The sequence below is a fragment of the Vibrio sp. Vb1554 genome, assembly GCF_033344235.1.
In genome coordinates, this window is sequence record NZ_JAWPOJ010000010.1 from 149,904 (window position 1) to 175,517 (window position 25,614).

22 protein-coding genes are annotated in these 25,614 nt (G+C 44.8%); 15 read left to right on the forward strand and 7 right to left on the reverse strand.

From position 1 onward, the window contains the following. Positions 1 to 62: 62 nt before the first annotated feature. The 3 genes from R8N28_RS11005 to R8N28_RS11015 all read left to right on the forward strand — a co-directional run bounded on the left by R8N28_RS11005 (position 63) and on the right by R8N28_RS11015 (position 3,171). Positions 63 to 1,061: a TRAP transporter substrate-binding protein gene (locus R8N28_RS11005; RefSeq protein WP_017634784.1), complete on the forward strand. Its 999-nt coding sequence runs from the start codon at positions 63 to 65 to the stop codon at positions 1,059 to 1,061. A 70-nt stretch (positions 1,062 to 1,131) separates the two neighbouring features. Then, on the forward strand, positions 1,132 to 1,806 hold the full coding sequence (locus R8N28_RS11010) for a TRAP transporter small permease (RefSeq protein WP_005384308.1): 675 nt from the start codon (positions 1,132 to 1,134) through the stop codon (positions 1,804 to 1,806). A gap of 3 nt (positions 1,807 to 1,809) precedes the next feature. Further along, positions 1,810 to 3,171: a TRAP transporter large permease gene (locus tag R8N28_RS11015; protein WP_005382255.1), complete on the forward strand. Its 1,362-nt coding sequence runs from the start codon at positions 1,810 to 1,812 to the stop codon at positions 3,169 to 3,171. 33 nt (positions 3,172 to 3,204) lie between these two features. On the opposite strand, the gene R8N28_RS11020 is transcribed toward R8N28_RS11015, so the two are convergent. The 3 genes from R8N28_RS11020 to R8N28_RS11030 form a co-directional block, all read right to left on the reverse strand. Next, positions 3,205 to 3,387 carry a hypothetical protein gene (locus R8N28_RS11020; protein ID WP_021034161.1) on the reverse strand — a complete coding sequence of 61 codons (183 nt, stop codon included), beginning with the start codon at positions 3,385 to 3,387 and terminating at the stop codon, positions 3,205 to 3,207. Positions 3,388 to 3,465: 78 nt separating this feature from the next. Next, positions 3,466 to 4,803, reverse strand: a complete 1,338-nt coding sequence (locus R8N28_RS11025; RefSeq protein WP_017819922.1) for a sigma-54-dependent transcriptional regulator — start codon at positions 4,801 to 4,803, stop codon at positions 3,466 to 3,468. 4 nt (positions 4,804 to 4,807) lie between these two features. Continuing rightward, positions 4,808 to 6,613, reverse strand: coding sequence for a sensor histidine kinase (locus tag R8N28_RS11030; protein ID WP_017819921.1), 1,806 nt, complete (start codon positions 6,611 to 6,613; stop codon positions 4,808 to 4,810). Between the two features lie 526 nt (positions 6,614 to 7,139). Here R8N28_RS11030 and tig point away from each other — a divergent pair. The 7 genes from tig (at position 7,140) to R8N28_RS11065 (ending at position 16,077) form a co-directional block, all read left to right on the forward strand. Beyond that, complete coding sequence (tig, locus tag R8N28_RS11035; RefSeq protein ID WP_005382251.1) at positions 7,140 to 8,447, forward strand: trigger factor; 1,308 nt, start codon at positions 7,140 to 7,142, stop codon at positions 8,445 to 8,447. A 105-nt stretch (positions 8,448 to 8,552) separates the two neighbouring features. Next, a complete protein-coding gene (gene clpP / locus R8N28_RS11040; protein ID WP_005382347.1) occupies positions 8,553 to 9,179 on the forward strand; it encodes an ATP-dependent Clp endopeptidase proteolytic subunit ClpP in 627 nt (208 codons plus the stop codon). Between the two features lie 70 nt (positions 9,180 to 9,249). Next, positions 9,250 to 10,530: an ATP-dependent protease ATP-binding subunit ClpX gene (clpX, locus tag R8N28_RS11045; protein WP_005382345.1), complete on the forward strand. Its 1,281-nt coding sequence runs from the start codon at positions 9,250 to 9,252 to the stop codon at positions 10,528 to 10,530. A 130-nt stretch (positions 10,531 to 10,660) separates the two neighbouring features. After that, complete coding sequence (gene lon / locus R8N28_RS11050; RefSeq protein ID WP_005382343.1) at positions 10,661 to 13,012, forward strand: endopeptidase La; 2,352 nt, start codon at positions 10,661 to 10,663, stop codon at positions 13,010 to 13,012. A gap of 191 nt (positions 13,013 to 13,203) precedes the next feature. Further along, positions 13,204 to 13,476, forward strand: coding sequence for an HU family DNA-binding protein (locus R8N28_RS11055; RefSeq protein WP_005382341.1), 273 nt, complete (start codon positions 13,204 to 13,206; stop codon positions 13,474 to 13,476). A gap of 201 nt (positions 13,477 to 13,677) precedes the next feature. Further along, the gene (gene ppiD / locus R8N28_RS11060) at positions 13,678 to 15,537 is read left to right on the forward strand and encodes a peptidylprolyl isomerase (protein ID WP_042524021.1); all 1,860 of its coding nucleotides are present in this window, start codon (positions 13,678 to 13,680) and stop codon (positions 15,535 to 15,537) included. Between the two features lie 255 nt (positions 15,538 to 15,792). Further along, positions 15,793 to 16,077: a ComEA family DNA-binding protein gene (locus R8N28_RS11065; protein ID WP_031777211.1), complete on the forward strand. Its 285-nt coding sequence runs from the start codon at positions 15,793 to 15,795 to the stop codon at positions 16,075 to 16,077. 98 nt (positions 16,078 to 16,175) lie between these two features. Here the strand turns inward: R8N28_RS11065 and rrtA are convergent, their stop codons facing one another. After that, positions 16,176 to 16,727 (reverse strand): rhombosortase, encoded by a 552-nt coding sequence (rrtA, locus tag R8N28_RS11070; RefSeq protein WP_005382331.1) that lies wholly within the window; start codon positions 16,725 to 16,727, stop codon positions 16,176 to 16,178. Between the two features lie 3 nt (positions 16,728 to 16,730). Here rrtA and R8N28_RS11075 point away from each other — a divergent pair, with 3 nt between their 5' ends. Further along, the gene (locus R8N28_RS11075) at positions 16,731 to 17,345 is read left to right on the forward strand and encodes a tRNA-uridine aminocarboxypropyltransferase (RefSeq protein ID WP_025766956.1); all 615 of its coding nucleotides are present in this window, start codon (positions 16,731 to 16,733) and stop codon (positions 17,343 to 17,345) included. 6 nt (positions 17,346 to 17,351) lie between these two features. On the opposite strand, the gene R8N28_RS11080 is transcribed toward R8N28_RS11075, so the two are convergent. The 3 genes from R8N28_RS11080 to R8N28_RS11090 form a co-directional block, all read right to left on the reverse strand. Beyond that, the gene (locus tag R8N28_RS11080; protein WP_017634779.1) at positions 17,352 to 18,674 is read right to left on the reverse strand and encodes an anti-phage deoxyguanosine triphosphatase; all 1,323 of its coding nucleotides are present in this window, start codon (positions 18,672 to 18,674) and stop codon (positions 17,352 to 17,354) included. 15 nt (positions 18,675 to 18,689) lie between these two features. Then, entirely contained in the window at positions 18,690 to 19,274 is a 585-nt protein-coding gene (gene yfbR / locus R8N28_RS11085; RefSeq protein ID WP_017634778.1) for a 5'-deoxynucleotidase, read from the reverse strand. Between the two features lie 90 nt (positions 19,275 to 19,364). Further along, positions 19,365 to 20,579 (reverse strand): pyridoxal phosphate-dependent aminotransferase, encoded by a 1,215-nt coding sequence (locus R8N28_RS11090; RefSeq protein WP_005384283.1) that lies wholly within the window; start codon positions 20,577 to 20,579, stop codon positions 19,365 to 19,367. 217 nt (positions 20,580 to 20,796) lie between these two features. Between R8N28_RS11090 and R8N28_RS11095 the strand changes: the two genes are divergently transcribed. Genes R8N28_RS11095 through menB form a run of 4 tightly spaced genes read left to right on the forward strand, consistent with a single transcriptional unit; the run spans position 20,797 to position 25,492 of the window. Beyond that, positions 20,797 to 22,104, forward strand: a complete 1,308-nt coding sequence (locus tag R8N28_RS11095; RefSeq protein ID WP_065274278.1) for an isochorismate synthase MenF — start codon at positions 20,797 to 20,799, stop codon at positions 22,102 to 22,104. Continuing rightward, positions 22,101 to 23,819: a 2-succinyl-5-enolpyruvyl-6-hydroxy-3-cyclohexene-1-carboxylic-acid synthase gene (menD, locus tag R8N28_RS11100; RefSeq protein ID WP_065274279.1), complete on the forward strand. Its 1,719-nt coding sequence runs from the start codon at positions 22,101 to 22,103 to the stop codon at positions 23,817 to 23,819. Before R8N28_RS11095 ends, menD begins: the two co-directional genes overlap by 4 nt. Continuing rightward, the gene (gene menH / locus R8N28_RS11105) at positions 23,806 to 24,633 is read left to right on the forward strand and encodes a 2-succinyl-6-hydroxy-2,4-cyclohexadiene-1-carboxylate synthase (RefSeq protein ID WP_065274280.1); all 828 of its coding nucleotides are present in this window, start codon (positions 23,806 to 23,808) and stop codon (positions 24,631 to 24,633) included. The genes menD and menH overlap by 14 nt, the downstream gene beginning before the upstream one ends. Next, positions 24,626 to 25,492: a 1,4-dihydroxy-2-naphthoyl-CoA synthase gene (gene menB, locus R8N28_RS11110; RefSeq protein ID WP_005382318.1), complete on the forward strand. Its 867-nt coding sequence runs from the start codon at positions 24,626 to 24,628 to the stop codon at positions 25,490 to 25,492. The genes menH and menB overlap by 8 nt, the downstream gene beginning before the upstream one ends. Positions 25,493 to 25,614 lie beyond the last annotated feature (122 nt).

Below are 25,614 nucleotides of genomic sequence, written 5' to 3' on the forward strand. Positions count from 1 at the left end.
CATCGCCTAACACCTAGTTACTCATGGACGGGATGGGATGTGATTCAACAAGGAGAATAATAATGTTTAAGCCTCTAACTCTACTATCTGTCTCTGCACTTGCTGTTACCAGTTTTAATGCTGCCGCAAATTGTGACCCGGGTGAAACGGTCATCAAGTTTAGCCATGTAACGAATGCGGACAAACACCCTAAAGGCATCGCGGCTTCGTTACTTGAAAAGCGCGTCAACGAAGAGATGAACGGTAAAGTCTGTATGCAGGTGTTTCCTAACTCAACACTTTATGATGATGATAAAGTGTTGGAAGCGCTACTGAATGGTGATGTTCAACTCGCTGCTCCTTCTCTTTCTAAGTTTGAGAAATTCACCAAGAAGTACCGCCTTTTCGATCTCCCTTTCTTGTTCGATGATGTCGACGCGGTTGACCGTTTCCAAAACTCGGAAGCGGGTGAAAAGCTGAAAAACTCAATGAAACGTCGTGGCCTACAAGGCATTGCGTTTTGGCATAACGGCATGAAGCAAATGTCAGCCAACAAGCCGCTCATTTCTCCAACTGATGCTGAAGGACTTAAGTTCCGTGTTCAAGCCTCTGATGTACTCGTTGCTCAGTTTGAGCAGCTAGGTGCTAACCCACAAAAAATGTCGTTCAAAGAAGTTTACGGCGGCTTGCAAACTAAGGTTATTGATGGTCAAGAAAATACTTGGTCAAACATTTACGGCAAAAAATTCTTCGAAGTTCAAGATGGCATTACGGAAACGAACCACGGAATTCTGGATTACTTAGTTGTGACGTCAAACGACTTCTGGAAAAACTTACCAGATGATCAGCGCGAGCAGTTAAACACCATTATTCAAGAGGTAACTGCGCAGCGTAATGCTGAGTCAACCAAAGTAAACCTTGCGAATAAGAACAATATCATCGAAGCAGGTGGTGTGGTTCGTACTCTAACGCCAGAACAGCGCCAAGAATGGGTCACTGCACTTCAACCAGTATGGAAGAAGTTCGAAAAAGACATTGGTTCTGACCTAATCGAAGCCGCTTTGGCGTCTAACCAAAAATAATAACACCTAGCACATTTAGCCCTCTCAAACTGAGGGGGCTCTTTCCCCCTACAGACGACGTGATGTAATTATGGAACAGACTTTTTTTGCCAAGGCTGGACGAATCACCGATGCCATTGAAGAGACTTTGATTGCTTTCTTCTTGGGTGCCATGACCTTGCTGACCTTTGCCAATGTCATCTTTCGTTATGTCTTTAACGACAATATTCTTTGGGCGCTTGAGCTCACCGTTTTCATGTTCGCATGGATGGTGTTGGTTGGCGCATCTTATGGTGTGAAAAAACACTTTCATATTGGTGTCGATGTCATTATTAACATCGTTCCGGAAGGTAAACGAAAAGCCCTGGCGCTTTTTGCTGCAATGTGTTGCTTAGCCTTCTCTATTTTGCTGTTAATTGGCGCTTGGAACTACTGGTATCCGTTCGCTACTGACCGAGCGTGGTATGAAACGGACGATATTCCGATGCCTGAAATACTCCAGTTCATGGCCGACTGGTTAAATGAGGGAGAGCGTTATGAAAAGCTGCCACGTTTTATTCCTTACTTCGCTTTGCCACTTGGAATGGCGCTACTAACGTTTAGATTTGTTCAAGTCACGTGGCAAATCGCTACTGGTAAGCTCGATCGCTTGATTGCAGGACATGAAGCGGAGGAAGAGCTCGAATCTCTTAAAGCTGAGATGAGTGACGCTGAAGACGTAATGGCTCCAAAGGCCTCGCAAGACGCTAAAAACAAGGAGCAATAAGCCATGGATATCTTATTTCTATTTTTGATGGTAATTGGCTTTATGCTGGTTGGCGTGCCAATTGCTATTTCGCTGGGTCTTTCCAGTGTTCTTTTCCTTTTAATGCATTCGGATGCCTCTTTAGCGTCAGTTGCTCAAACGCTGTTTAATGCATTCGCGGGCCACTACACGCTATTGGCTATTCCATTCTTTATATTGGCTTCAAGCTTTATGTCGACGGGTGGCGTAGCAAAGCGGATAATTCGTTTTGCCATTGCCATTGTAGGCTGGTTCCGCGGCGGTTTGGCGATGGCTTCGGTTGTAGCGTGTATGATGTTTGCCGCGTTGTCAGGTTCCTCACCTGCAACGGTTGTTGCCATAGGTAGTATTGTTATCGCAGGTATGATCAAAAACGGTTACTCAAAAGAGTTTGCCTCTGGGGTAATTTGTAACGCAGGTACGCTAGGGATTTTGATCCCACCTTCGATTGTGATGGTGGTGTATGCAGCCGCAACGGATGTGTCAGTTGGACGTATGTTCCTTGGTGGTGTGATTCCCGGTTTGCTGGCGGGTGTCATGTTGATGATCGCGATTTACATTGCCGCGAGAATCAAGAACCTTCCAAAGCAACCTTTTGTCGGTTGGAAAGAAACTTTTGATGCCGCCAAGGATGCAAGCTGGGGCTTGTTGTTGGTCGTCATCATTCTTGGTGGTATCTATGGCGGTATCTTTACGCCGACAGAAGCCGCTGCGGTTGCTGCTGTGTACTCATTCTTTATTGCTAACTTTGTATACAAAGACATGGGGCCATTTGCAGACAAGAAAAACACTAAACCTGCGCTCGTTAAAATCTTCCAAACCTTTGTTCATAAAGACACGAAACACACCCTGTATGAAGCGGGCAAACTCACCATCATGCTGCTGTTCATCATTGCTAATGCCTTAATTTTGAAGCATGTTTTAACGGAAGAACGCATCCCGCAAATGATCACCGAGTCGATGCTCTCGGCTGGTCTCGGACCAATCACTTTTTTGATTGTGGTGAACGTCTTGTTGCTGATTGGTGGTCAGTTCATGGAGCCATCAGGCTTGTTGATCATTGTTGCGCCGCTCGTGTTCCCAATTGCGATTGCATTAGGTATAGACCCAATTCATTTGGGCATAATGATGGTGGTGAATATGGAGATAGGAATGATAACGCCGCCCGTGGGTCTTAACTTATTTGTGACCGCTGGTGTTGCCAAAATGTCGATGATGAACGTAGTGAAGGCAGCATTACCCTGGGTTGGAGTGATGTTCTTGTTCCTAATTATCGTCACATATGTACCATGGGTTTCGACTTGGTTGCCTACTACCTTGATGGGGCCGGAGATCATTACCAAGTAATGGAAGCCAGAAAGTAGAAAGAGGTGTGAGAATTCACACCTCTTCGTCTATTGACTTGTAACAAGTTTTGCGCGGGTCTGAATTAATTCGACGTTCATAGTGTCGCCACCTCTTTTTATTTTTACGACGCTCTTCACCGAATCTTCTCTCTTCTTGATAGCAACCGTCTACGAGCACGGTATCTGTAACAATCGGTATTCTCACTTTTTCGTTCATATCTATAACAACCATGATAAACCCGTTGTTAAAAATTATGATTCAAGTTGAATATAATGCCAGCTATTTGAACGTGTTTTATTTGTAAAGGTCTTTATTTATTTGGTAGCGCTGCATCTTGTCGTAAAGGGTTTTTCTTGGCACATTCAATTGGCACATTGTCTGTTTAATACTACCGTTGTTTTCTAATAAAGCGCCTTCAATGGCTGCTCTCTCAAACTCCGCCACTTGCTCTGCAAGGCTTGAGGAAGACTTAGCGACTGGGTTTGATTCTCCCAACTGAATTAACTTACCCAATAGCACAAAACGCTCTGCAGCATTTCTGAGTTCTCGAACATTGCCAGGCCAGTCATGGCTCATCAGTTGCGCTAGATCTTGGGGTGACAAGCTAGGTGAGCTTTTGCCATAACGTGAAGCTGCTACCAACAGAAAGTGGTGAAAGAGGGCTGGAATGTCTTCTTTTCGTTCGCGTAGTGGCGGGAGATCCAAGGTCACGACATTGAGCCGATAATAGAGATCCTGACGGAAAGTACCTTCTTCAGCTGCGTGTTTTAAATCGACCTTTGTTGCTGCAATCACTCGAATATCTAAAGGCAATAATTCATTTGAACCGACACGCTCAATCACGCGCTCTTGTAATACCCTCAATAAACGAATTTGGGCTTGGATAGGCATCGACTCGATCTCATCCAAGAAAAGTGTGCCGCCTTGTGCAAACTCAAATTTACCGATACGACGGCTTTCGGCGCCAGTGAATGCGCCTTTTTCATGGCCGTAGAGTTCACTCTCAATTAAGTTCTCTGGAACCGCTCCACAATTTACGGCGACAAAGTTTTGGTTCCGGCGAGAGCTTTGCTCATGTAAAGAACGAGCGATTAACTCTTTCCCTGTACCGGTTTCACCAAACAATAAAATATCGGCGTCGGTATCGGCGATTTGGGTGATGGTCTCTCGTAATATTTGGATGCTAGAGGTTTCACCAATAACTCGTGGACCAAGGGTTTTACTGGCTTTAAGTGACAGGCGCAGTTTTTCATTTTCATTGGTTAGTTTGCGCTTCTCAATCGCCCGCTTAACCGTTTCAACCAAATGCTCTGGCGCAAAAGGTTTCTCAATAAAGTCGTAAGCGCCTTGATGAAGGGCTTGCACTGCCATGGAAATATCACCGTGTCCAGTGATCATGATGACGGGTAAGTTTGCATCGCGTTGAGTCAAAGTTGTTAGCATATCCATACCAGAAATGCCCGGTAAACAGATATCAGTGACCACGACGCCAGCTTCTTCTCCTTGCTGCATCGCTATTAAAGCCGATTCTGCATCCACAAAAAACTTGGCGTCGATATCCGCAAGTTCAAAGGTCTGTTCTATAGCGAGTCTGAGATCGGCCTCATCATCAATAAAAAACACCTGACACATGATCTTATCCTTTTGATGGTTCAGTGTTGTAAGAAGTGATAGGTAAACACAATGAGAATCGAGCGCCGCCTTGTTCTCGATTATGGGCACATAATTTTCCATTCATACTGGCTAAGATTTGTTGCGAGATAGAGAGACCCAAACCTAAACCGTTCAGTTTAGTGGTTAGAAACGGCTCACATAAATCAGAAAGTGAGAAAGAGCCAAGTCCTGGGCCATTATCATCAACATGAATCCAAACTAAATCAGTGTGCTCATCGTGTTCTACAGATAATTCTACCTGTTTGTCTTGTTGTTCTTTGAGTGCTTCTATCGCATTAGTCAGTAAATTGACCAACACTTGCTCCAGTTGAATAATATTGATCTGCACTTCAACATCATGCTCTGGCAAATTTGTTTCTAACGTGACGCGCCCTGATTTAAATGCGGGCTTCATCAGTTCTTTTACAGAGGCTATCACAGGGAACAATCGAGATTGAGCCAACTCGTCACCACTGGTTTTTTTGGCGAAAGAGCGAAGTTGCTGACTGATATTTGCCATACGGTCAGTGAGAGCAGAAATGCGAGTGAGATTATCTTCCACTCGCTCATATTTTTCTTTTTTTAGAAACAGCTTGCCGTTCTCCGCAAAGCTACGAATTGCTGCAAGTGGATTATTCAGTTCATGGCTGATACTGGCCGACATTTGTCCTAACACCGCGAGTTTCGCTGCTTGCACCAATTCATCTTGAGTAACGCGTAAAGTTTGCTCGGTATCGATACGCTGTGCGATCTCCGCTTGCAACTCGGCAGTCCGTGCCATGACTTGATATTCCAACTTTTGATTTGCTTCTTGTTGAATTCGTTCAAGTTGCAAGTGACGCTGTTGACGGTGATAGATAAGCTGACCAATTAAAAACAAAACCATGAATGCTAGAGTGAGTACAAAGATGTAACCCATGGTGAACCAAACGATCGACTGTTTAGGAGACAGCACACGAATTGTCAGTTTGAGTTCGGGAAGGGGCAGCGAAGAGACCACCAAGGTTCCTTTATTGTATGGGTAACCCTGTTTAAGCTCAGAATGCACCTCGTCCAAACTACCCACTAATCCAAGCGTTTCAATTGGCGCATCAAGATATTGTTGGCTTGCCCAAACTTGCTTTTTCTCTTTTTTTGTCAGTGGTTGTAAGCTTTTGAGTAGCCATTCACTTCGGCTACTCATGAAAACAATTCCGTATGGGTCGCTGGCGACAAAAACACTGTTTGGTTGCTGCCAGTTGTCCTCTATCTTACTTAGGTCCATCTTCACCACGACGACACCAAGTACACCGCCAGCGTATATGATGGGATAAGAATAGTAGTAGCCACGTTTACCAGATGTTGAGCCCAGTGCGTAGTATTGGCTTCTTTTGCCTACAATGGCTTGTTTGAAATAAGGGCGAAATGCAAAATTTCGCCCGATAAAGGAGCGCTGTTTACGCCAGTTGCTGGCCGCGATCGTTGTACCCCATTGATCGATTAAGTACGTATCCGCTGCTTCAATCACGCCATTAACGGATTCTAAATACCGATTAGTGATTTCCAGTTGCGCACTGTTGTTGGGGTGCAGAAGCGCTTGATAAAGTGGATCATCTTTAGCGAGAAGATTTGGGATATGGGCGTACTTATCGAGTTTATTTTTTATATGGCCAGAAAATTGCTCAAGCTGTGATTGGTGTTTATCAAGTAGAGATTGATAACTGGTCTGCCAAACCCAATGGCCACCGATAATTGCGCACAGGAAATAGAAAGCAAAAAATGTCAGCAGAATCCGTTTTTTTTGCGACATCCTTACACTCCTTACAACTTCCTTTGGTCACGTAAGAAAATGTTAATAGTTTGTAGGAAGGATTAGGGATTTAGTTTTCAACTCTGTGGAGTAAAACAAGAGCAAGATCTCTTTTTAGGCTTTTCGATAAAAAAACCGGTCGATTCTCTTGAAAAAGTCGCTATTGTCCCCATTCTAGATATGCTGGCGATGCTTAGACGGTGTCTGAATCGCATTTTTGAAGAAAAAATGGGTCAGCATTCGAGAATTTAGCGCAGACAATGTCCACATAGTGGCTATTGGCTCGACAGGGTTGCGACAGATCGCTAGAATGTCGCGTCTAAAAATTCTGTCCTGAGGCTAATAGGAGATACCTTTGGTTATTTTATCGAAGATATCACTGATTAGTCCGGTACTGACAACCAGTATCGATACTCGATTTTAAATTAGGTGTTCGGACAGAACACTACACAAGGATGAAGCGTAAGCTCCTCTGAGTTTCGCTCATACGCTCGGAAAACCGAGCCACTTTAGAGGTTTATATATAATGCAAGTTACTGTTGAAACGCTAGAGGGCCTAGAGCGCCGTCTAAACATTACTGTTCCAGCTGCAAACATCGAAGACGCTGTAACAGCTGAACTACGCAACATCGCTAAAAACCGTCGTTTCGATGGTTTCCGTAAGGGTAAAGTGCCTCTAAAAATGGTTGCTAAGATGTACGGCAAAGCAGTACGTCAAGACGTTCTTGGTGAAGTAATGCAACGCCACTTCATCGAAGCTATCGTTAAAGAGAAAATCAACCCAGCTGGCGCTCCAACTTTCGCTCCTGTAGAGAACAAAGAAGGTTCAGACCTAGTTTTCACTGCAACTTTTGAAGTTTACCCAGAAGTTGAGCTTAAAGGCCTAGAGAGCATCACTGTTGAAAAACCACTAACAGAAGTTAAAGATGCAGACGTAGAAGAGATGATCGATACTCTACGTAAGCAACAAGCAACTTGGGTTGAAGTTGAAGAAGCAGCAGAAGATGGCAAACGCGTAAGCATCGACTTCGTTGGTTCTATCGACGGTGAAGAGTTCGAAGGTGGTAAAGCTGAGAACTTCCCTCTAGAAATGGGTGCTGGTCGCATGATCCCTGGTTTCGAAGACGGTATCGCAGGTAAAACTGCTGGTATGGAATTCGACATCGACGTGACTTTCCCAGAAGATTACCACGCTGAAAACCTAAAAGGTAAAGCAGCTAAGTTCGCAATCAAAGTGAACAAAGTTGAAGCTCGTGAACTACCAGAACTAAACGACGAGTTCGTTGCTAAGTTCGGTGTTGTTGAAGGTGGTGTTGAAGCACTTAAAGCTGAAGTTCGTAAGAACATGGAACGCGAACTTAAGCAAGCTGTTAAGAACCGCATCAAAGAGCAAGCGATTGACGGTCTAGTTGAGCAAAACGACATCAACGTACCATCAGCGCTTATCGAGCAAGAAATCCAAGTTCTACGTCAACAAGCTGCACAACGCTTCGGTGGTAACCCAGAAGCTGCTGCTCAGCTTCCACGTGAACTGTTCGAAGAACAAGCTAAACGTCGCGTAGTTGTTGGTCTTCTACTAGGTGAAGTAATCAAATCTGAAGAGCTAAAAGCGGACGACGAGAAAGTTAAAGCTCTAATCGAAGAAATGGCTACTGCATACGAAGATCCATCAGAAGTTATTGCTTACTACGAGCAAAACGAAGAAATGATGAACAACATGCGCAACGTAGCTCTAGAAGAGCAAGCAATCGACGCGATCATCGCTAAAGCACAGGTTTCTGAGAAAGAAGTAGGCTTCAACGAGCTACTTAACCAACAACAACCTGCTGCTTAATAAGCAATATCTTGCGTAGAAGGTTGACTTAACGTTAACTATTCTGCTAACAATGGTCCGTATGATAGTCATCATCCGGGCCATTTATTTTAGGGACATAAGAATATGAGCTACCAAGAAAAAAATGCAATGTCGCCAATTATGGACGCGCTAGTACCAATGGTGGTTGAACAAACTTCCCGAGGCGAACGCTCTTACGACATCTACTCACGTCTGCTTAAAGAGCGCGTGATTTTTTTAACGGGTCAAGTGGAAGACCACATGGCAAACCTTGTCGTGGCTCAGCTACTTTTCCTAGAATCTGAAAATCCAGATAAAGATATTTTCTTATACATCAACTCTCCAGGCGGCAGCGTAACAGCAGGTATGTCTATTTACGATACCATGCAGTTCATTAAGCCAAATGTGAGCACAGTATGTATGGGTCAAGCATGTTCAATGGGTGCCTTCCTGCTTGCAGGTGGTGCGCCAGGTAAGCGTTACGTACTGCCTAACTCTCGTGTAATGATCCACCAACCATTGGGTGGTTTCCAGGGTCAAGCTTCTGATATCCAAATCCATGCTCAGGAAATCCTGACGATTAAACAGAAGCTAAACAAGTTGTTAGCAGAACATACAGGCCAACCTCTTGAAGTCATTGAGCGCGATACTGATCGTGATAACTTCATGTCATCAGAGCAGGCTGTGGAATACGGTATCGTGGATGCAGTGTTAAGCCACCGTGGCGAGTAATTAGCCAGCGCATTTTGGCAAAAATTGATATACACTCATTCATGAAGAGTAAAGGCTAAGAGGTTAGCGAATGACAGATAAAAGCAAAGAAAGTGGCAGCGGTAAATTGCTGTACTGTTCTTTCTGCGGCAAAAGTCAGCACGAAGTTCGCAAGCTAATCGCAGGTCCGTCAGTGTACATTTGCGACGAGTGTGTCGACTTATGTAACGATATTATTCGCGAAGAAATCAAGGATGTTCTCCCTAAGAAAGAATCTGAAGCGTTACCAACGCCAAAACAGATCCGTGAACACCTTGATGACTATGTGATCGGGCAAGATTACGCGAAAAAAGTGCTCGCAGTTGCGGTATATAACCACTACAAGCGTTTACGCAATGGTGATACAACGAGCGAAGGTGTGGAGCTTGGTAAGAGTAACATCCTTCTAATTGGTCCTACAGGTAGCGGTAAAACACTACTTGCGGAGACATTAGCTCGATTCTTGGATGTGCCATTTACAATGGCAGACGCGACGACACTAACCGAAGCCGGTTACGTAGGTGAAGACGTTGAAAACATCATCCAAAAGCTTCTGCAAAAATGTGATTACGATGTAGCTAAAGCGGAACGCGGCATCGTTTACATTGATGAAATTGATAAGATTTCACGCAAAGCTGAAAACCCATCTATTACGCGTGACGTATCTGGTGAAGGTGTTCAGCAGGCGCTACTAAAACTTATCGAAGGTACGGTTGCATCGGTTCCACCTCAAGGTGGTCGTAAGCATCCTCAGCAAGAATTCCTACAAGTGGATACATCTAAGATCCTGTTCATCTGTGGTGGTGCTTTTGCTGGCTTAGACAAAGTGATTGAGCAGCGTGTTGCAACAGGTACAGGTATTGGTTTTGGTGCTGAAGTTCGTTCGAAGAATGAATCGAAGACGGTAGGTGAGCTATTTACTCAAGTTGAACCTGAAGATTTAGTGAAGTACGGCCTCATTCCAGAATTCATTGGTCGTCTACCTGTAACAACAACACTGACTGAGCTTGATGAAGAAGCGTTGATTCAGATCCTATGTGAACCGAAGAACGCACTGACCAAGCAATATGCAGCATTGTTTGAGCTGGAAAACGCTGAACTTGAATTCCGTGAAGATGCGCTGCGCGCTATCGCGAAAAAAGCAATGGAGCGTAAAACAGGTGCTCGTGGCTTACGCTCGATTCTTGAAGGCGTGCTACTTGAAACCATGTACGAATTACCATCTGCAACAGACGTTAGTAAAGTCGTGATTGATGAGTCCGTCATTAATGGCGAGTCAGAGCCACTGCTTATTTACAGTAACGCAGACAATCAGGCAGCTGGAGCAGAGTAAATTCAGCCATAATGAAAAAGGAGGTAAGTAATTACCTCCTTTTTTTATTTCTCTTATTGAATCCAAACAATTAGCCCCCATATACTGCCTTAAGTAATACGTTAAACGTGAAAGCGGAAGAGAGAATTATATGAACTTGGAACGTTCCGAGCGTATCGAGATCCCGGTACTACCTCTACGTGACGTAGTGGTCTACCCACACATGGTTATTCCATTGTTTGTTGGTCGTGAGAAATCGATTAGCTGTCTAGAAACGGCGATGGAAACCAACAAACAAGTTCTTCTTGTGGCACAAAAGCAAGCGGATACTGACGAGCCTACGGTTGACGACCTATTTGACGTAGGTACGGTAGCCACCATTCTCCAGCTCTTGAAGCTTCCGGATGGCACAGTAAAAGTATTGGTCGAAGGCCAGCAGCGAGCAAAAATCAATCACTTTAAAGAGAGTGACTTCTTCCTAGCAGAAGCTGAATTTGTTGTTACGCCAGAATTGGATGAGCGTGAGCAAGAAGTGATTGTTCGCAGCGCGATTAATCAGTTTGAAGGGTTCATTAAGCTAAACAAGAAGATTCCACCAGAAGTGCTAACGTCACTTAATGGTATCGACGAAGCCGCACGCTTAGCGGATACCATTGCGGCTCATATGCCGTTAAAGTTGGTGGATAAGCAGCAAGTGCTTGAAATTGTTGACGTCACTGAGCGTCTGGAATTCCTGATGGGCCAGATGGAATCAGAGATCGACTTGCTGCAAGTTGAAAAACGAATTCGTGGTCGCGTTAAAAAGCAAATGGAAAAATCTCAGCGTGAGTATTATCTGAATGAGCAAATGAAAGCGATTCAGAAAGAACTTGGTGAGATGGAAGACGCACCAGACGAGTTCGAAACGCTACAGAAGAAGATTGACGAATCAAAAATGCCTCAAGAGGCACGTGAAAAGACAGAGCAAGAGCTGCAAAAGCTTAAGATGATGTCTCCAATGTCTGCTGAAGCAACAGTGGTTCGTAGCTACATCGATTGGATGGTCAGCGTTCCTTGGGCTAAGCGCTCAAAAGTTAAGAAAAACTTAGCGAAAGCAGAAGAGGTTCTTAATGAAGATCACTACGGTCTAGAACGCGTCAAAGAACGTATCCTTGAATACCTGGCGGTTCAAAACCGTATCAACAAGCTAAAAGGTCCTATCCTTTGTCTTGTTGGTCCTCCTGGTGTAGGTAAAACGTCTCTTGGTCGTTCAATTGCTTCAGCTACAGGCCGTAAGTATGTTCGTATGGCGTTGGGTGGTGTGCGTGATGAAGCGGAAATTCGTGGTCATCGTCGTACTTATATCGGCTCATTACCAGGCAAATTGATCCAGAAGATGTCGAAGGTTGGTGTGAAGAACCCGCTGTTCTTATTGGACGAAATCGACAAAATGTCTTCAGATATGCGTGGTGATCCGGCATCGGCTCTACTAGAAGTACTGGACCCTGAACAGAATAACTCGTTCAACGATCACTACCTAGAAGTGGATTACGATCTCTCTGACGTTATGTTTGTTGCGACATCGAACTCGATGAACATCCCGGGTCCATTGTTAGACCGTATGGAAGTTATTCGTTTATCTGGTTACACCGAAGACGAGAAGCTGAACATTGCAAAACGTCACCTTGTTGATAAACAAGTGAAGCGTAATGGCTTGAAAGCGGATGAGATCGTCATTGAAGATTCTGCGATTATTGGCATCATTCGTTACTACACGCGTGAAGCGGGTGTCCGTAACTTAGAGCGTGAGATTTCTAAGATCTGCCGTAAAGCGGTGAAGAACATCTTGCTGGATAAGGACATCAAGTCAGTAACGGTAACGATGGACAACCTAAAAGAGTACTTAGGTGTTCAACGTTTCGATTACGGTAAAGCGGATGAAAGTAACCGAATTGGTCAAGTAACTGGCCTAGCTTGGACCGAAGTGGGTGGCGATCTATTAACGATTGAAACTCAATCAATGCCAGGTAAAGGTAAGCTGACACAAACGGGTTCTCTTGGTGACGTGATGCAAGAGTCTATCCAAGCAGCAATGACAGTGGTTCGCTCTCGTGCAGAAAAGCTAGGTATTAATACTGACTTCTACGAGAAGAAAGATATTCACGTACACGTCCCGGAAGGCGCGACACCAAAAGATGGCCCAAGTGCGGGTACAGCAATGTGTACAGCATTGGTTTCTTCTCTAACAGGCAACCCTGTGAAAGCAGAAGTAGCGATGACGGGTGAAATCACACTGCGTGGTGAGGTTCTACCTATCGGCGGCCTAAAAGAGAAGTTACTTGCGGCACACCGTGGTGGCATTAAGACAGTGCTAATTCCAAAAGATAACGAGCGTGATTTGGAAGAGATTCCTGATAATGTTATCGCGGATCTGGAAGTTATCCCTGTACAGTGGATTGATGAAGTACTGAAAGTCGCACTAGAGCGAGACCCGACGGGCGTTGAGTTTGAGTCTCAAAAATAGTGATGTGTAGCAAAAATAAGTAAAAGTTTACGCTGATAAGCCCAAAAAGGCTTGTCAGCGTTTTTTTTGGGCGCTAAGTTAGTTTCGATAGCTGCCAGCCCTTGATGAATAAGGGGTGGAGCATATTTTCTTAACAATGGAACGAAAGTCATCACAAAAATAATCACAGATGACACAAAGGGGAAATTACAGTGAATAAAACTCAGTTAGTAGAACAAATCGCAGAAAATGCAGATATTTCTAAAGCGTCAGCGGGTCGTGCTCTAGATGCATTCATCGAAGCAGTAAGCGGAACTCTTCAATCTGGTGATCAAGTCGCTCTAGTTGGCTTTGGTACATTCAGCGTTCGTACTCGTGCTGCACGTACTGGTCGTAACCCAAAAACTGGTGAAGAAATCCAAATCGCAGAAGCAAAAGTACCAGCTTTCAAAGCTGGTAAAGCACTGAAAGACGCTTGTAACTAATCACGGCGTTATTTCTGTAACCGGCCATTTGCTTAACTTTTGCTCAAACAATAAGTTTCGAACAAAAATTTACAAACTTCGAGCCGAACTTTCTTAAATTATGCGCATCATACTGATGCGCATTTCTTTTTCTGATATTATTGCGCCATTATTTCTATTAGATAGAAGCAGTAGGCTTCAATTGTGGAGAGCAGTTAAATTATGATGGATCGACTACGCGAAGGCGTGAATAGCATCGCGGTCAAAATTATCCTTGGACTTATCATCCTGTCTTTCGTATTTGCAGGTGTAGGTAGCTACATCGTTGGTGGTAGCAACAACTCTGCAGCGAAAGTCGGTAACACTGAGATTCCTCGTGGTGAGTTCGAGATGGCATACCAAAATGAGCGTAACCGTATGCAAGCTCAGTTGGGTGACTACTTCTCTCAAATGCTGGCTGACCCTGCATATGTTGAATCTTTCCGCAAATCCGTTTTAGATCGAATGATCAATGACGTGTTGCTTGACCAACAAGCTGAAGCTTTGGGTCTGCGAATCAGCGACACTCAAGTGCGTAGCATGATTCTAGACATGCCTCAGTTCCAATCTAATGGTCAGTTTGATCAAGAGATCTATCAAGCTTCTTTGCGTCGTGCAGGCTTTTCGCCAGACTCTTTTGCTGAGTACATGCGTCGTGAATTGGTTCGTGAGCAACTGCTGAATGCGCTACAAAACAGTGAATTTATTCTGCCGGGTGAAGTACAAGCAGAAGGCAAGCTGTTCACTCAAACTCGTGATATTCGCACGATTCAGATCGACTTAGCGGAGTTTGCGAAAAATATTGAATTGACCGACGAAGAAATTCAAGAGTACTACAAAGCAAACCCAGACAACTTTACACGCCCAGAGCAGGTTAAAGTCTCTTACATCGAACTGTCAGCTGAAGCGCTAAAGGAACAAGTTAATGTTTCTGATGCTGAGGTGAAAAAGTACTACGACGAGCACTTAAACAAATACTCTTCAGAAGAGCAACGACGTGTCGCTCACATTCTTGTAGAAGGGGACGATGAAGCAAAAGCGCAAGCTATCCTAGATGAGCTAAACGCGGGTGCAGATTTTGCGACGCTTGCTCAAGAGAAATCTGACGATTTTGGCAGCGCTGAAAACGGTGGTGACCTAGGTTGGATTGAGCGTGATGTGATGGACCCTGCTTTTGAAGAAGCGGCATTCGCACTGAAGAATCCTGGCGATACGTCGGGTCTAGTAAAGTCGGACTTTGGCTATCACATTATCAAGCTTGAAGAGCTAAAAGATTCTGTGGCGAAGCCATTTGAAGAAGTCGCTGCTGAAATCAAACAAGAGATGGTCGACCAACAAGCGATCGATCAATTCTACGAGTTGCAAAATGAGCTTGAGCGCGTAGCGTTTGAATACCCAGACTCATTGTATGATGCTTCTCAAGCGGTTAACCAAGAAGTGAAGACAACGGACTTTATTTCTCAGGTTGATGCACCTGAAGTGCTTCGTAGTCCTGCGGTAATGCAAGCTATCCTAAGCCCTGAAGTTAAAGAAGATGGCCTAAACTCTGAAGCTATCGAAGTTGCGCCTGAGCATATTATCGTTGTTCGTGTTGAAGATGCGCGTGACGAGACAGTTCTTCCACTAGAAGAAGTGAAAGATCAGGTTGTTGCAGAGCTATCTCGTGTTAAAGGTGAGCAAGAAGCGATGGAACTTGGAACACAAGTCGTTGCGGCATTGAAAGAAGGTAAGACGAACGAGCTTGCTGAAAACAATCTTGCCTTTGGTGAACAAGAGACAGTAGATCGTCGTTCTCCGTTGGCAACAACGGTATTCGCGATGGCAAAACCAGTCGATGGTAAACCAGTATACGGTCAGTCTAAAGATCTTGAAGGTAACATCATTATCATCGAGCTTGATGCTGTAAACGCAGAGCTAGATAGTGAGTTAGAAGATCAAGTTGCGATGCAAATGCAGCGTGCATCTTCTCAGCAAGATTTATCATCTGTACTAGCCGTACTGCGTGCAAATACTGACATTGAGTACTTTGTTGTGAGCAACTAAGCACAATTAGTGTAATTTGTATGTTGAATAAAACGGACCGCATAAGCGGTCCGTTTTATTTTTGTCTTTATGAACTTCAATCATCAATAGGCATTACTTAAATTAGTGCGCGTTTAAGTGATAGCGGCCGTTGTGAATTCCGGGTCATCTCAGTTTGTTAAATGCATAACCATATTGCTTTCCATTGCAAACTTGATAGTGACTCGCTCTCGACGACTGTTTTTAGCCTACTATTTTGGAGATTGTATGTTCAATATGAAATGGATTTTGACATTGTGCTTATTTGTTTTTGCACCTTTTAGCATGGCTGCGGATTCAGCCACTGACAAATATGAAGGAATTGAAATTACTGTAAATATCAACACGGCCACTGCTGAAGAAATAGCGACCATGTTGAAAGGTATAGGTGAGAAGAAAGCGCAGAGTATAGTGGACTACCGCGAGGAACATGGCCCTTTTAAAACGGCAGCAGATTTGAAGAGCGTAAAAGGCATAGGTGAAGCGACAGTTAAGAAAAACGAAGACCGCATTTTACTGTAGCTTGATGTATTGCAGATATTGAGTCTGAATTCAGAACAATATCTGTTTCCCTATTACTGCTTTCCCGAACCAGCCCCTCTTTCGTGGTTCGGGATTTTTTATCCGAATAAACGACGGCGAAGGCCTTTTTCCAGTAAAGCCATTACTAACCCACCGAGTGCGCCAAACATATGAGCATCAATAGCAACGTTTGCACCGATAAGCTCAGCAGTACTGCTGGATGGGCCATAGACCTGCTCCCATGCTACTTTGGCGATTAGTCCTCCAACTAACAACACACTGCTTCTTCTGCTTTCAAAGACTTCTCTGAGCGCCCAAAATCCAAACAATCCGTGTAATACGCCGGATAAACCCACGTATACCGACATGTTGGTAAACAAATTCAGCGCACCAACACATGCACATAAGATTGAAAAAACGATAAGGAAGTTACGAGTGCTTGGGCGAAAAATAAAAGTAATGATCCACAATCCGGCGAGGTTCATTCCTAAGTGCGCAAAGTTGGTATGTGTGAGATTTCCTGTTACGATTCGCCACCATTCACCATGGCGTATATTGTAGCTGTGCCACTCGGTTAGGCTTGCCATTGGTTCAAATTGAAGTATCAAACAGATCACGCTGATAATACTCAGCAAGGTATAAAGGTTCACTCTATGTCTCGTTATTGTTCTCGTTGTGGAAAATCGCAAAAAGCGTGTATTTGCCAATGGATTGTACCGCTGGCAAGCGAGGTAGAACTTATCATTCTTCAGCACACGAGTGAAGAACATCGTCCGCTTGGTACGGCACGGATTCTCAATTTGAGTTTAGATAACTGTATTTGTTTGATAGGAGAGGACTTTTCTTGTGATGATGCCTTAAATCACTTATTAGCGGATGAGTCATATCAACATTTTGTTCTTTACCCATCAGAAGAGTCACGATGCATTTCTGAAATCACTCAAGCGAGTCATAGTGTATCTAAGAAAATACGTTTGATTTTGCTCGATGGTACGTGGAAAAAAGCGTACAAAATGTGGCAACTCTCAAGCAACTTACATCCACTCCCAACCGTGCAGTTGCCTAAGCAACTACAAGGGCACTACACCATTCGTAAGGCGCCCTCTGAGAATAGCTTATCGACAGTCGAGGCTGGTTATCATTCGCTTCGCTTGCTTGAACCCGAGCGAGACTTTACACCGCTGATGCGTGCGTTTGAAAAGATGATCGAATTCCAAATCGCCCAGATGCCTCCGGGCGTTTTTGAAAAGAATTACTTGAAAGGTTGAGTGTTACTAAAGAACGATGGAAGAGAAAAGTTGGCGGTGTAGCTTTTGCGCGTGACCATCGGTCATTGCAGAAATATAATCGGCGATGACCCTCATTTTATTGCTCTCGCTCTTCGCCTGACACCACAGATCTCTTGTATGAACGGGTAGTAATCGCTCTGGGTCTGCTGTTAACGCTTCAAAAATATCCATAATAATTTGCTGACCCTTATACTCAACGATCTGGACCTGCGGGACTTGGATAACGAAGGTGCTGACAAAGTGCTTGAGTACGTCAAGTGCACGTGCCATCTGTGGTTCTAAACACGCATTCCAAGACAGTAACGGGTTATTAAACGGCTCATCCACCGTTTTGATTGAAATGCTGGTCAGTAGCGCGTTAACCATACCACCGATAGCATCTTTCCGCTCATGGTGCTTACCGCTAAATAGCATCTGTCCGATGGAATCGATATGAGCTTCAAACCACGGGTCGCCACAGTCCGCTAATTGACTTGCTGCGCCTTCTTGCCATTGCTGACGTGTCACCATACCAAGTACGATTGCATCTTCTAAATCATGAACACCGTAGGCGATATCATCTGCTAGCTCCATGATTGAGCAATCGAGTGATTTAAAACGCGTTTTACTGTGCTCAAACTCCGATTCTGGCGTTGAACGCATCAGACTAAGCAATGCCTTGTCGTTGTCAGAAAGCGGTGCAATTACCCAATCAAATAAGTCTTTATCACAATCATAAATGCCTTTAGCTGGGCTCCAATCTTTTGCTTTTAGTTTACGTTGATGCTCGGCTGGTTGAGGCAACTTGACGGAGCGTGTTTGACTAATGAGGGCAGGGTACTTAATCAAACCAAGCAGTGTGCGGCGTGATAAATTCATTCCGAAATGCTCAGTATAAGGCTCTAACTTAGTGACGATACGAAAGGTTTGGGCGTTCCCCTCGAAGCCGCCATGTTCGCGCATTACGTAGTTTAGAGCGACTTCTCCCCCATGACCGTATGGAGGATGCCCGATGTCGTGAGCCAAACATAATGAATCAATTAAGCTGTCTGATGGTAATAGATCGCGGAACTCTGGCTGTTTTTTCTTTAACTGGGCGACGATACCGGTCCCTAGTTGCGACGCTTCTAAGGAGTGTGTTAACCGACTGCGGTGAAAGTCTTCCAAGCTATTGCCGTGTACTTGGGTTTTTGCTTGTAGGCGTCGAAATGCAGCCGAGTGAAGAATACGCGCTCGGTCTCGTTGGTACGGGCTCCGATGGTCGTCTCGACGGATTTTATGCTCATCATCATGGCGCTCTTGCCATTGCGGGTGTAATTCAAACGACACGATTATCTCCGTAAGCTAACTGATTTCATCTAACGATAATTCGAAACTTGGGGCAAAGGTATTGAGAAAGTAATCCATTTCAGGCGTTCTGCGTTCTTGCAAAGTGACGTCTAAGCGTTTTTTTGCCAGAGCGAACTCATGGTTGCCGGCGCTCAGTTCTTCAAGACATTTTAAATAGGCACAGATGGAATCGGCTTGCTTAACGATTTTTGCGTCCTCTTCGTGTGCAGAGTGAGAAAGAAGATAGGGGGCAAAATCATCGTGGAACTCTTCCGGTAACATTGAGAGTAATTTTTGTTCCGCTGCCGATTCTATCTTCTTATATTCTTTGGCAATTTCAGGGTTGTAATACTTCACTGGAGTTGGAAGATCACCCGTTAATACTTCACTGGAGTCATGGTACATGGCAAGAATAGCGATGCGTTCTGGATTAAGGTTGCCGCCGAACTTTTTGTTTTTAATTAGGGCAAGGGCATGAGCGACAAAAGCAACTTGTAAGCTATGCTCTGAAACGTTTTCTGGTGAGACGGACCGCATTAAAGGCCAGCGTTGGATCAGCTTCATTCGAGCCAGGTGGGCGAAAAAATGGCTTTCTTTCATGGCTTTCTCCGTTTCTGGTGTAAAAAAGGAACTCACTAGGAGTTCCTCTAAGCATATGAGAGATCAGCACTAATTACTACCAGTGATTCATTACTGGCTGTAGGTTGATAGGAATCTTTCAAAACGTCCAATGGCGATTTCTAGATCTTCAACGTGCGGTAGTGTCACGATGCGGAAGTGGTCTGGTTTTGGCCAGTTAAAACCAGAACCTTGCACCAGTAAGACCTTCTCTTGTTTTAAGAAATCTAAAACCATCTGCTGATCGTTCTTGATGTTGTACATTTTAGTGTCGATTTTCGGGAAGAGGTACATCGCACCCTTAGGTTTGACACAAGAAACACCAGGAATCTGATTGATCAATTCATACGCTCGGTTGCGCTGCTCTAATAAGCGTCCGCCAGGTAAAATCAGTTCATTGATACTCTGGTATCCACCTAACGCGGTTTGAATGGCATGTTGCATTGGTACGTTTGCACATAAACGCATCGATGAAAGCAGCTCCAAGCCATTCACGTACCCTTGAGCCAGATGTTTAGGCCCCGTTAGGAACATCCAGCCACCACGGAAACCACAAACACGGTAGGCTTTTGAAAGGCCATTGAATGTCATGACTAGCACGTCTTCAGTGAGTGTGGCGACTGAGGTATGTGTTGCACCGTCGTACAACACTTTGTCGTAGATCTCATCTGCGAAAATGATCAGTTTGTGCTGGCGTGCTATCTCAATCACTTCAAGTAGGAAGTCACGGCTGTATACCGCACCTGTCGGGTTGTTCGGGTTGATCAGAACAATGCCACGTGTCTTTGGTGTGATTTTCTTTTTGATGTCTTCAAGGTCTGGGTACCAGTCAGCCTCTTCATCACATAGATAATGAACCGGCTTACCACCAGATAGTGCAACTGAAGCTGTCCATAACGGATAGTCTGGTGCTGGGATCAGCATTTCGTCGCCATTGTTTAATAGCGCTTGCATGGCCATTACGATCAACTCAGACACGCCGTTACCTACATACACATCTTCGACATCTAGCGAGCGTATACCTTTACGCTGATAGTGTTGGACCACAGCTTTACGAGCAGAGTAAATGCCTTTGGAATCACAATAGCCTTGAGAAGTCGGCAGATTACGAATCACGTCGACTAAAATCTCATCAGGGGCGTCAAAACCAAATGGGGCAGGGTTACCAATGTTTAGCTTTAGGATTTTATGCCCTTCTTCCTCCATGCGCTTAGCATGTTTGAGTACAGGACCCCTAATGTCGTAGCAGACATTGTCGAGTTTTGACGACATCCCGATATTTTGCATTGTTTAATTCCTAAAAATTCGTTAATTTCTTTATTAAAATACAATAATTTGTTTTTTATTAGAATATATATCTGTAAATAATCTGTCTGCTGGTTAAGTTTTGCTCGCTTGCTATCACAGGATTTTGCAAAAGATCGCATACGACCTTGATTTGCTTTGGGTCTAAACTTAGAGTAGCCGTCAGTTACCATTTATCCTCACATACAACGAGGTTGATTTGTCACAGTTCCATCAAGCCGTAAAGAGAATTATCGAGCGAGTTCAGCAATCGGAAGGCAATCAAACACGTCTGGTCGAGCCCCTTAGCGAGAAACCTAATTTCTCATTTATTGATTGGCTTGATGCACAACCACTTTTCCCTAAGTTTTATTGGCAGTCCCGCGATACACGTGAAGAGGTCGTTGCACTAGGGCAATTGCACGCTTTTGTTGAGCCAGGTCCTGCTTATACCATTCTAGGTGAAGGGCAAAGAGTCTGGGGCGGGCGCTCTTTTGATGGACAGCATGAGAAGAATCGTCGCTGTATGCCTTCTTTTTTCTTTTTGCCTCAAATTGAGTTAATTCGTTTTGACCAACAGTGGTCTCTCGCAGTTAATATTTCAGAAGACAAAGCGCGAACTCTAGCTGGGTTGAATAAACTGGTTTGTGAGGTCGCGACCTTAGCTCCAATTTCGTCTCACATCCGCTCTATTGTTCATACGCCAAGTCAGCCTCAATGGAATGAGTTAGTTCATAAGGTTCTGACTGGTATAGAGAATGATGATTTTAAGAAAGTGGTTTTAGCGCGTCGTTCTACCGTGCAGCTTGATAACACATTAAGTGCTGCACGGCTACTTAAAGCAAGTTACTTAAATAACCATCATAGCTTCCATTTTATGCTGAGCTTAGACAGTAAGCACAGTTTTATGGGGTCTACGCCAGAACGTTTGTATTCTCGCGTAGGGCATGAGCTACATACCGAAGCGTTAGCAGGTACGATTGGTCGGGGAGACAATGCCACTCAAGATATGGAGTTGGCGAATTGGTTATCCCAAGACCAAAAGAACCTGAACGAAAACCAGTATGTGGTGGACGACATCATTGACCGTCTATCACCACATTCTGAAGTGGTTGAAGTGGAAGCTGAACCGAGTTTGGTCAGACTACGAAAAGTGCAGCACCTTAAGCGAAATATTCACGCTAGTCTAAGAGCGGGGATAAATGGTGTTCAGTTGTTATCGGCGCTTCAGCCAACAGCGGCAGTTGCTGGCTTACCCCGACAAGAGTCCATGCAGTTTATTCTTGATAATGAGCCCTTTGCACGCGGCTGGTACGCGGGGTCAATGGGTTACATAAGCCATGAACGAGCAGAGTTTTGTGTCGCAATCAGAAGCGCGCTTGTGCTCGGTGATCAAGTACAACTGTTTGCGGGCGCAGGGATTGTGCCTGGTTCTGTGGCAGAACATGAGTGGGCAGAACTTGATAAGAAAATGTCGACGTTACTTACGCTGATTTCTGATCATCCGCCATTGGGAGTCGCATCATGAGTCATGACCAAGCGGTGCTCAATCGAGTTTGGTCAGAAACCATATTGATTGAGCTTCAGCGATTTGGCGTTAAGCATGTTTGTATCGCTCCCGGATCTCGTTCTACTCCTTTAACTTTAGAAGCGGCAGAACAGTCCGACTTTTCCATTCATACTCATTTTGATGAGCGTGGACTGGGCTTTATGGCTCTTGGTTTAGCGAAAGCTACTCAGGAGCCAGTGGCAATTATCGTTACCTCTGGTACGGCAGTGGCGAACCTATTACCGTCGGTTGCCGAAGCCAAACTTACTGGTGAAAAACTGGTGCTGCTGACAGCAGATCGTCCAGTAGAACTTGTCGGCTGTGGTGCAAACCAAGCGATAAATCAATTGGGTATTTTTTCACATCATGTTTCGGCCAGTTTGAATTTACCAAGCCCAAATTTAGCAACGTCGCTTAACTGGTTGCTGACCTCTGTTGACGAAGTTATGTTTACTCAGCAATTGCAGGGTAGTGCTGTTCATATTAATTGTGCATTTCCAGAGCCTTTGTATTCCAACGGCGCAAAAGCGGATTATCAAACCTACTTAGATTCGGTCGCCGGATGGCGAAAAGGAAGCGGCACTTATACTCAGCGTTTTAGCCATTTGTCACAGGCGAACATCCCGCCTTTTTCGGACAAAAAAGGCTTGGTTGTGATTGGCAGCTTACCGCTTGAACAAGCGCGTTCGGCGCAGGCGTTTGCACAAAAAATGGGATGGCCGGTACTTGCAGACCCGCAAAGTGGTTTGAGTTCGGATTGGGCGCATTACGATGTATGGCTTCAACTTCCCGAGTTTGCAAACGAGCTTGAATCTTGTGAACTTATTATCCAATTTGGTAGCCGAATCATCTCCAAACGTTTGAACCAATGGATTGATAAACAAGTTTCGCAGAGTCAACAAGATAAAGACGTTCAATACTGGTATATCTCGCCGCGTATGGACCGGAATAACCAAAATCATCTGGCGCAAATGCACTGGGTTGAGCCTCCTAAAACGTGGGTTTCTCGCATTAGTTTTGAGAAGTCAATATTTGCTGGGTGGGCTGATAGGTTAGTGAATGACGTTAAGCGAGTTCATCAACGTATCGAAGAAGCCTTCCTATCTGATTCAGCGTCTGCCATTGACGAAATTGCGTTGGCAGCAGACATCAACGAGCGCACAAAGAACGTAGATGTTTTCTTGGGTAATAGCTTGTTTGTTCGGCTTGTTGATATGTACGGAAAATTGGATGGTGTAGAGGTTTTCACTAATCGAGGCGCGTCAGGGATTGACGGTTTGTTTGCTGCAGCATCAGGCGTGCAACGGGCAAGAGGTAATCCGTTACTAATGTATATCGGTGACACAGCAGCACTTTATGATCTCAATTCTCTGGCGCTATTTTCTCACAATAAACTGCCGGCGGTACTTGTTGTTACTAATAATGACGGCGGTGCGATTTTTGATATGTTGCCAGTACCACCAGAGCGCAGGACGACATATTATCAAATGCCTCATGGTTATCAGTTTGAACACGCGGCAAAGCAGTTTGGTTTGGCGTATTTGCATGTTTCTACACTGGAGCAATTCCAATCATCTGTAAAAGAGCATTTATGTCACCGCCAAGGCACGTTGCTGGTCGAGGTTCAAACCCCACCTAATCAAGCTGCTGAGACACTCAAGGCATTTAATAAGAGTCTGAATGCTTTACTTTGAACGTTTCCCTGTATTAGAAAAACACCAAAGTAGAACGTTGCCCACTTTGGTGTTTTTGCATGGCTTACTCGGTAGCGGTGCCGATTGGCTCGCGTGTTTAAATGCATTACCCGAATATGAACGTGTTACGGTTGACCTTCCTGGTCACGGACGCAACCAATCTATTTTTTGCTGCGATTTAAATGATTGCTGCAAACTTCTTGGTTCCACACTATCTTTATTATTTCCCTCACAACAACCACTTATTTTGATTGGATACTCTATGGGCGGCCGCATTGCGATGCATGGTATTGCCCATCAATGCTTTCCAGAGCTCAATATTGCAGGCGCGATTATTGAAGGGGGAAACTTCGGGCTTCAAACTGAGTCAGAGAAACAGGTGAGATTAGAGAATGATGCTCGCTGGGCAATGCGTTTCAAAACTGAACCACTTGAACGTGTTTTGAACGATTGGTACCAACAAGCGGTGTTTTCTTCACTAAACCATGAGCAAAGACAAACATTCATTGCGAAGCGAAGTGATAATCTTGGCTCAGCGGTGGCGAATATGTTGATGTCGACATCGTTAGCCAAACAGGCATATTTGTTGCCCTCACTGCAAAAGCAGAACATACCAGTGTATTACTTGTGTGGTGAGAAAGACCAAAAATTTAGCCAACTGGCACAACGTAGCGGGTTGGCGTATCGACAAGTTGAAGGCGCTGGTCATAACGTCCATCAAGAGCAGCCCAAACAGTTTGCGATACATACCAAGCAAATAATTCAGTCTCACTTTGGTGAGAGTAACGAGAACAATGGGAATCACCATGGCTAAAACAGTAGGCATTTCTGAAGAAGAACTTTACGCTCCGGTTCAATGGAAAGATTGCGGCGAGAAATACGAGGACATTCATTACCATAAGTCTGAAGATGGTATCGCGAAAATCACCATTGCGCGTCCTCAAGTGCGTAACGCGTTTCGTCCTCAAACGGTAAAAGAGATGATTGATGCGTTGGCAGATGCGCGTTACGACTCTGGTGTTGGCGTGATCATTCTGACAGGTCTAGGTGAAGACGCATTCTGTTCTGGCGGCGACCAGAAGATCCGTGGCGACTACGGCGGCTATAAAGACGACCAAGGTACACACCACCTAAACGTATTGGACTTCCAGCGCGATATTCGTACTTGTCCAAAACCAGTTATCGCATCGGTAGCGGGTTGGGCTGTTGGCGGTGGTCACGTTCTGCACATGATGTGTGACCTAACGATTGCAGCTGACAACGCTCAATTTGGTCAAACAGGCCCTAAAGTGGGTTCATTTGATGGCGGTTGGGGTGCATCTTACATGGCTCGCATCGTAGGCCAAAAGAAAGCTCGCGAAATTTGGTTCCTATGTCGTTTCTACAATGCTCAAGAAGCGGTAGACATGGGCCTAGTAAACACAGTTGTACCACTAGCGGATCTAGAGAAAGAAACCGTTCGTTGGTGTCGTGAAGTACTACAGCACAGCCCAATGGCATTGCGCTGCCTGAAAGCTGCATTAAACGCAGATTGTGATGGTCAAGCGGGTCTGCAAGAGCTAGCGGGTAACGCAACGATGATGTTCTACATGACTGATGAAGGCCAAGAAGGTCGTAATGCCTTTAACGAGAAGCGTCGCCCAGACTTCGATAAATTCCCTCGCAACCCATAATCCGTCTAAATGAGGAGCGTGTTAGCTCCTCTGTTCCTTTTTTCCTGAGCGCCTCGCCCTCTGGGAGGCTGGTGGGATTGCTCGTCAGAACGCTCAAATATACGGCATTACATAGGACTTGA

Bases quoted from the DNA above. Each gene is read 5' to 3' on its own strand.
- R8N28_RS11010 (WP_005384308.1), top strand. From the start codon at position 1,132: ATGGAACAGACTTTTTTTGCCAAGGCTGGACGAATCACCGATGCCATT.
- clpX (WP_005382345.1), top strand. From the start codon at position 9,250: ATGACAGATAAAAGCAAAGAAAGTGGCAGCGGTAAATTGCTGTACTGT.
- lon (WP_005382343.1), top strand. From the start codon at position 10,661: ATGAACTTGGAACGTTCCGAGCGTATCGAGATCCCGGTACTACCTCTA.
- R8N28_RS11065 (WP_031777211.1), top strand. From the start codon at position 15,793: ATGAAATGGATTTTGACATTGTGCTTATTTGTTTTTGCACCTTTTAGC.
- menH (WP_065274280.1), top strand. From the start codon at position 23,806: ATGCTTTACTTTGAACGTTTCCCTGTATTAGAAAAACACCAAAGTAGA.
- tig (WP_005382251.1), top strand. From the start codon at position 7,140: ATGCAAGTTACTGTTGAAACGCTAGAGGGCCTAGAGCGCCGTCTAAAC.
- R8N28_RS11025 (WP_017819922.1), bottom strand. From the start codon at position 4,803: ATGTGTCAGGTGTTTTTTATTGATGATGAGGCCGATCTCAGACTCGCT.
- R8N28_RS11015 (WP_005382255.1), top strand. From the start codon at position 1,810: ATGGATATCTTATTTCTATTTTTGATGGTAATTGGCTTTATGCTGGTT.
- menD (WP_065274279.1), top strand. From the start codon at position 22,101: ATGAGTCATGACCAAGCGGTGCTCAATCGAGTTTGGTCAGAAACCATA.
- menB (WP_005382318.1), top strand. From the start codon at position 24,626: ATGGCTAAAACAGTAGGCATTTCTGAAGAAGAACTTTACGCTCCGGTT.
- ppiD (WP_042524021.1), top strand. From the start codon at position 13,678: ATGATGGATCGACTACGCGAAGGCGTGAATAGCATCGCGGTCAAAATT.
- R8N28_RS11075 (WP_025766956.1), top strand. From the start codon at position 16,731: ATGTCTCGTTATTGTTCTCGTTGTGGAAAATCGCAAAAAGCGTGTATT.
- R8N28_RS11020 (WP_021034161.1), bottom strand. From the start codon at position 3,387: ATGAACGAAAAAGTGAGAATACCGATTGTTACAGATACCGTGCTCGTA.
- clpP (WP_005382347.1), top strand. From the start codon at position 8,553: ATGAGCTACCAAGAAAAAAATGCAATGTCGCCAATTATGGACGCGCTA.
- R8N28_RS11030 (WP_017819921.1), bottom strand. From the start codon at position 6,613: ATGTCGCAAAAAAAACGGATTCTGCTGACATTTTTTGCTTTCTATTTC.
- R8N28_RS11005 (WP_017634784.1), top strand. From the start codon at position 63: ATGTTTAAGCCTCTAACTCTACTATCTGTCTCTGCACTTGCTGTTACC.
- R8N28_RS11090 (WP_005384283.1), bottom strand. From the start codon at position 20,579: ATGCAAAATATCGGGATGTCGTCAAAACTCGACAATGTCTGCTACGAC.
- yfbR (WP_017634778.1), bottom strand. From the start codon at position 19,274: ATGAAAGAAAGCCATTTTTTCGCCCACCTGGCTCGAATGAAGCTGATC.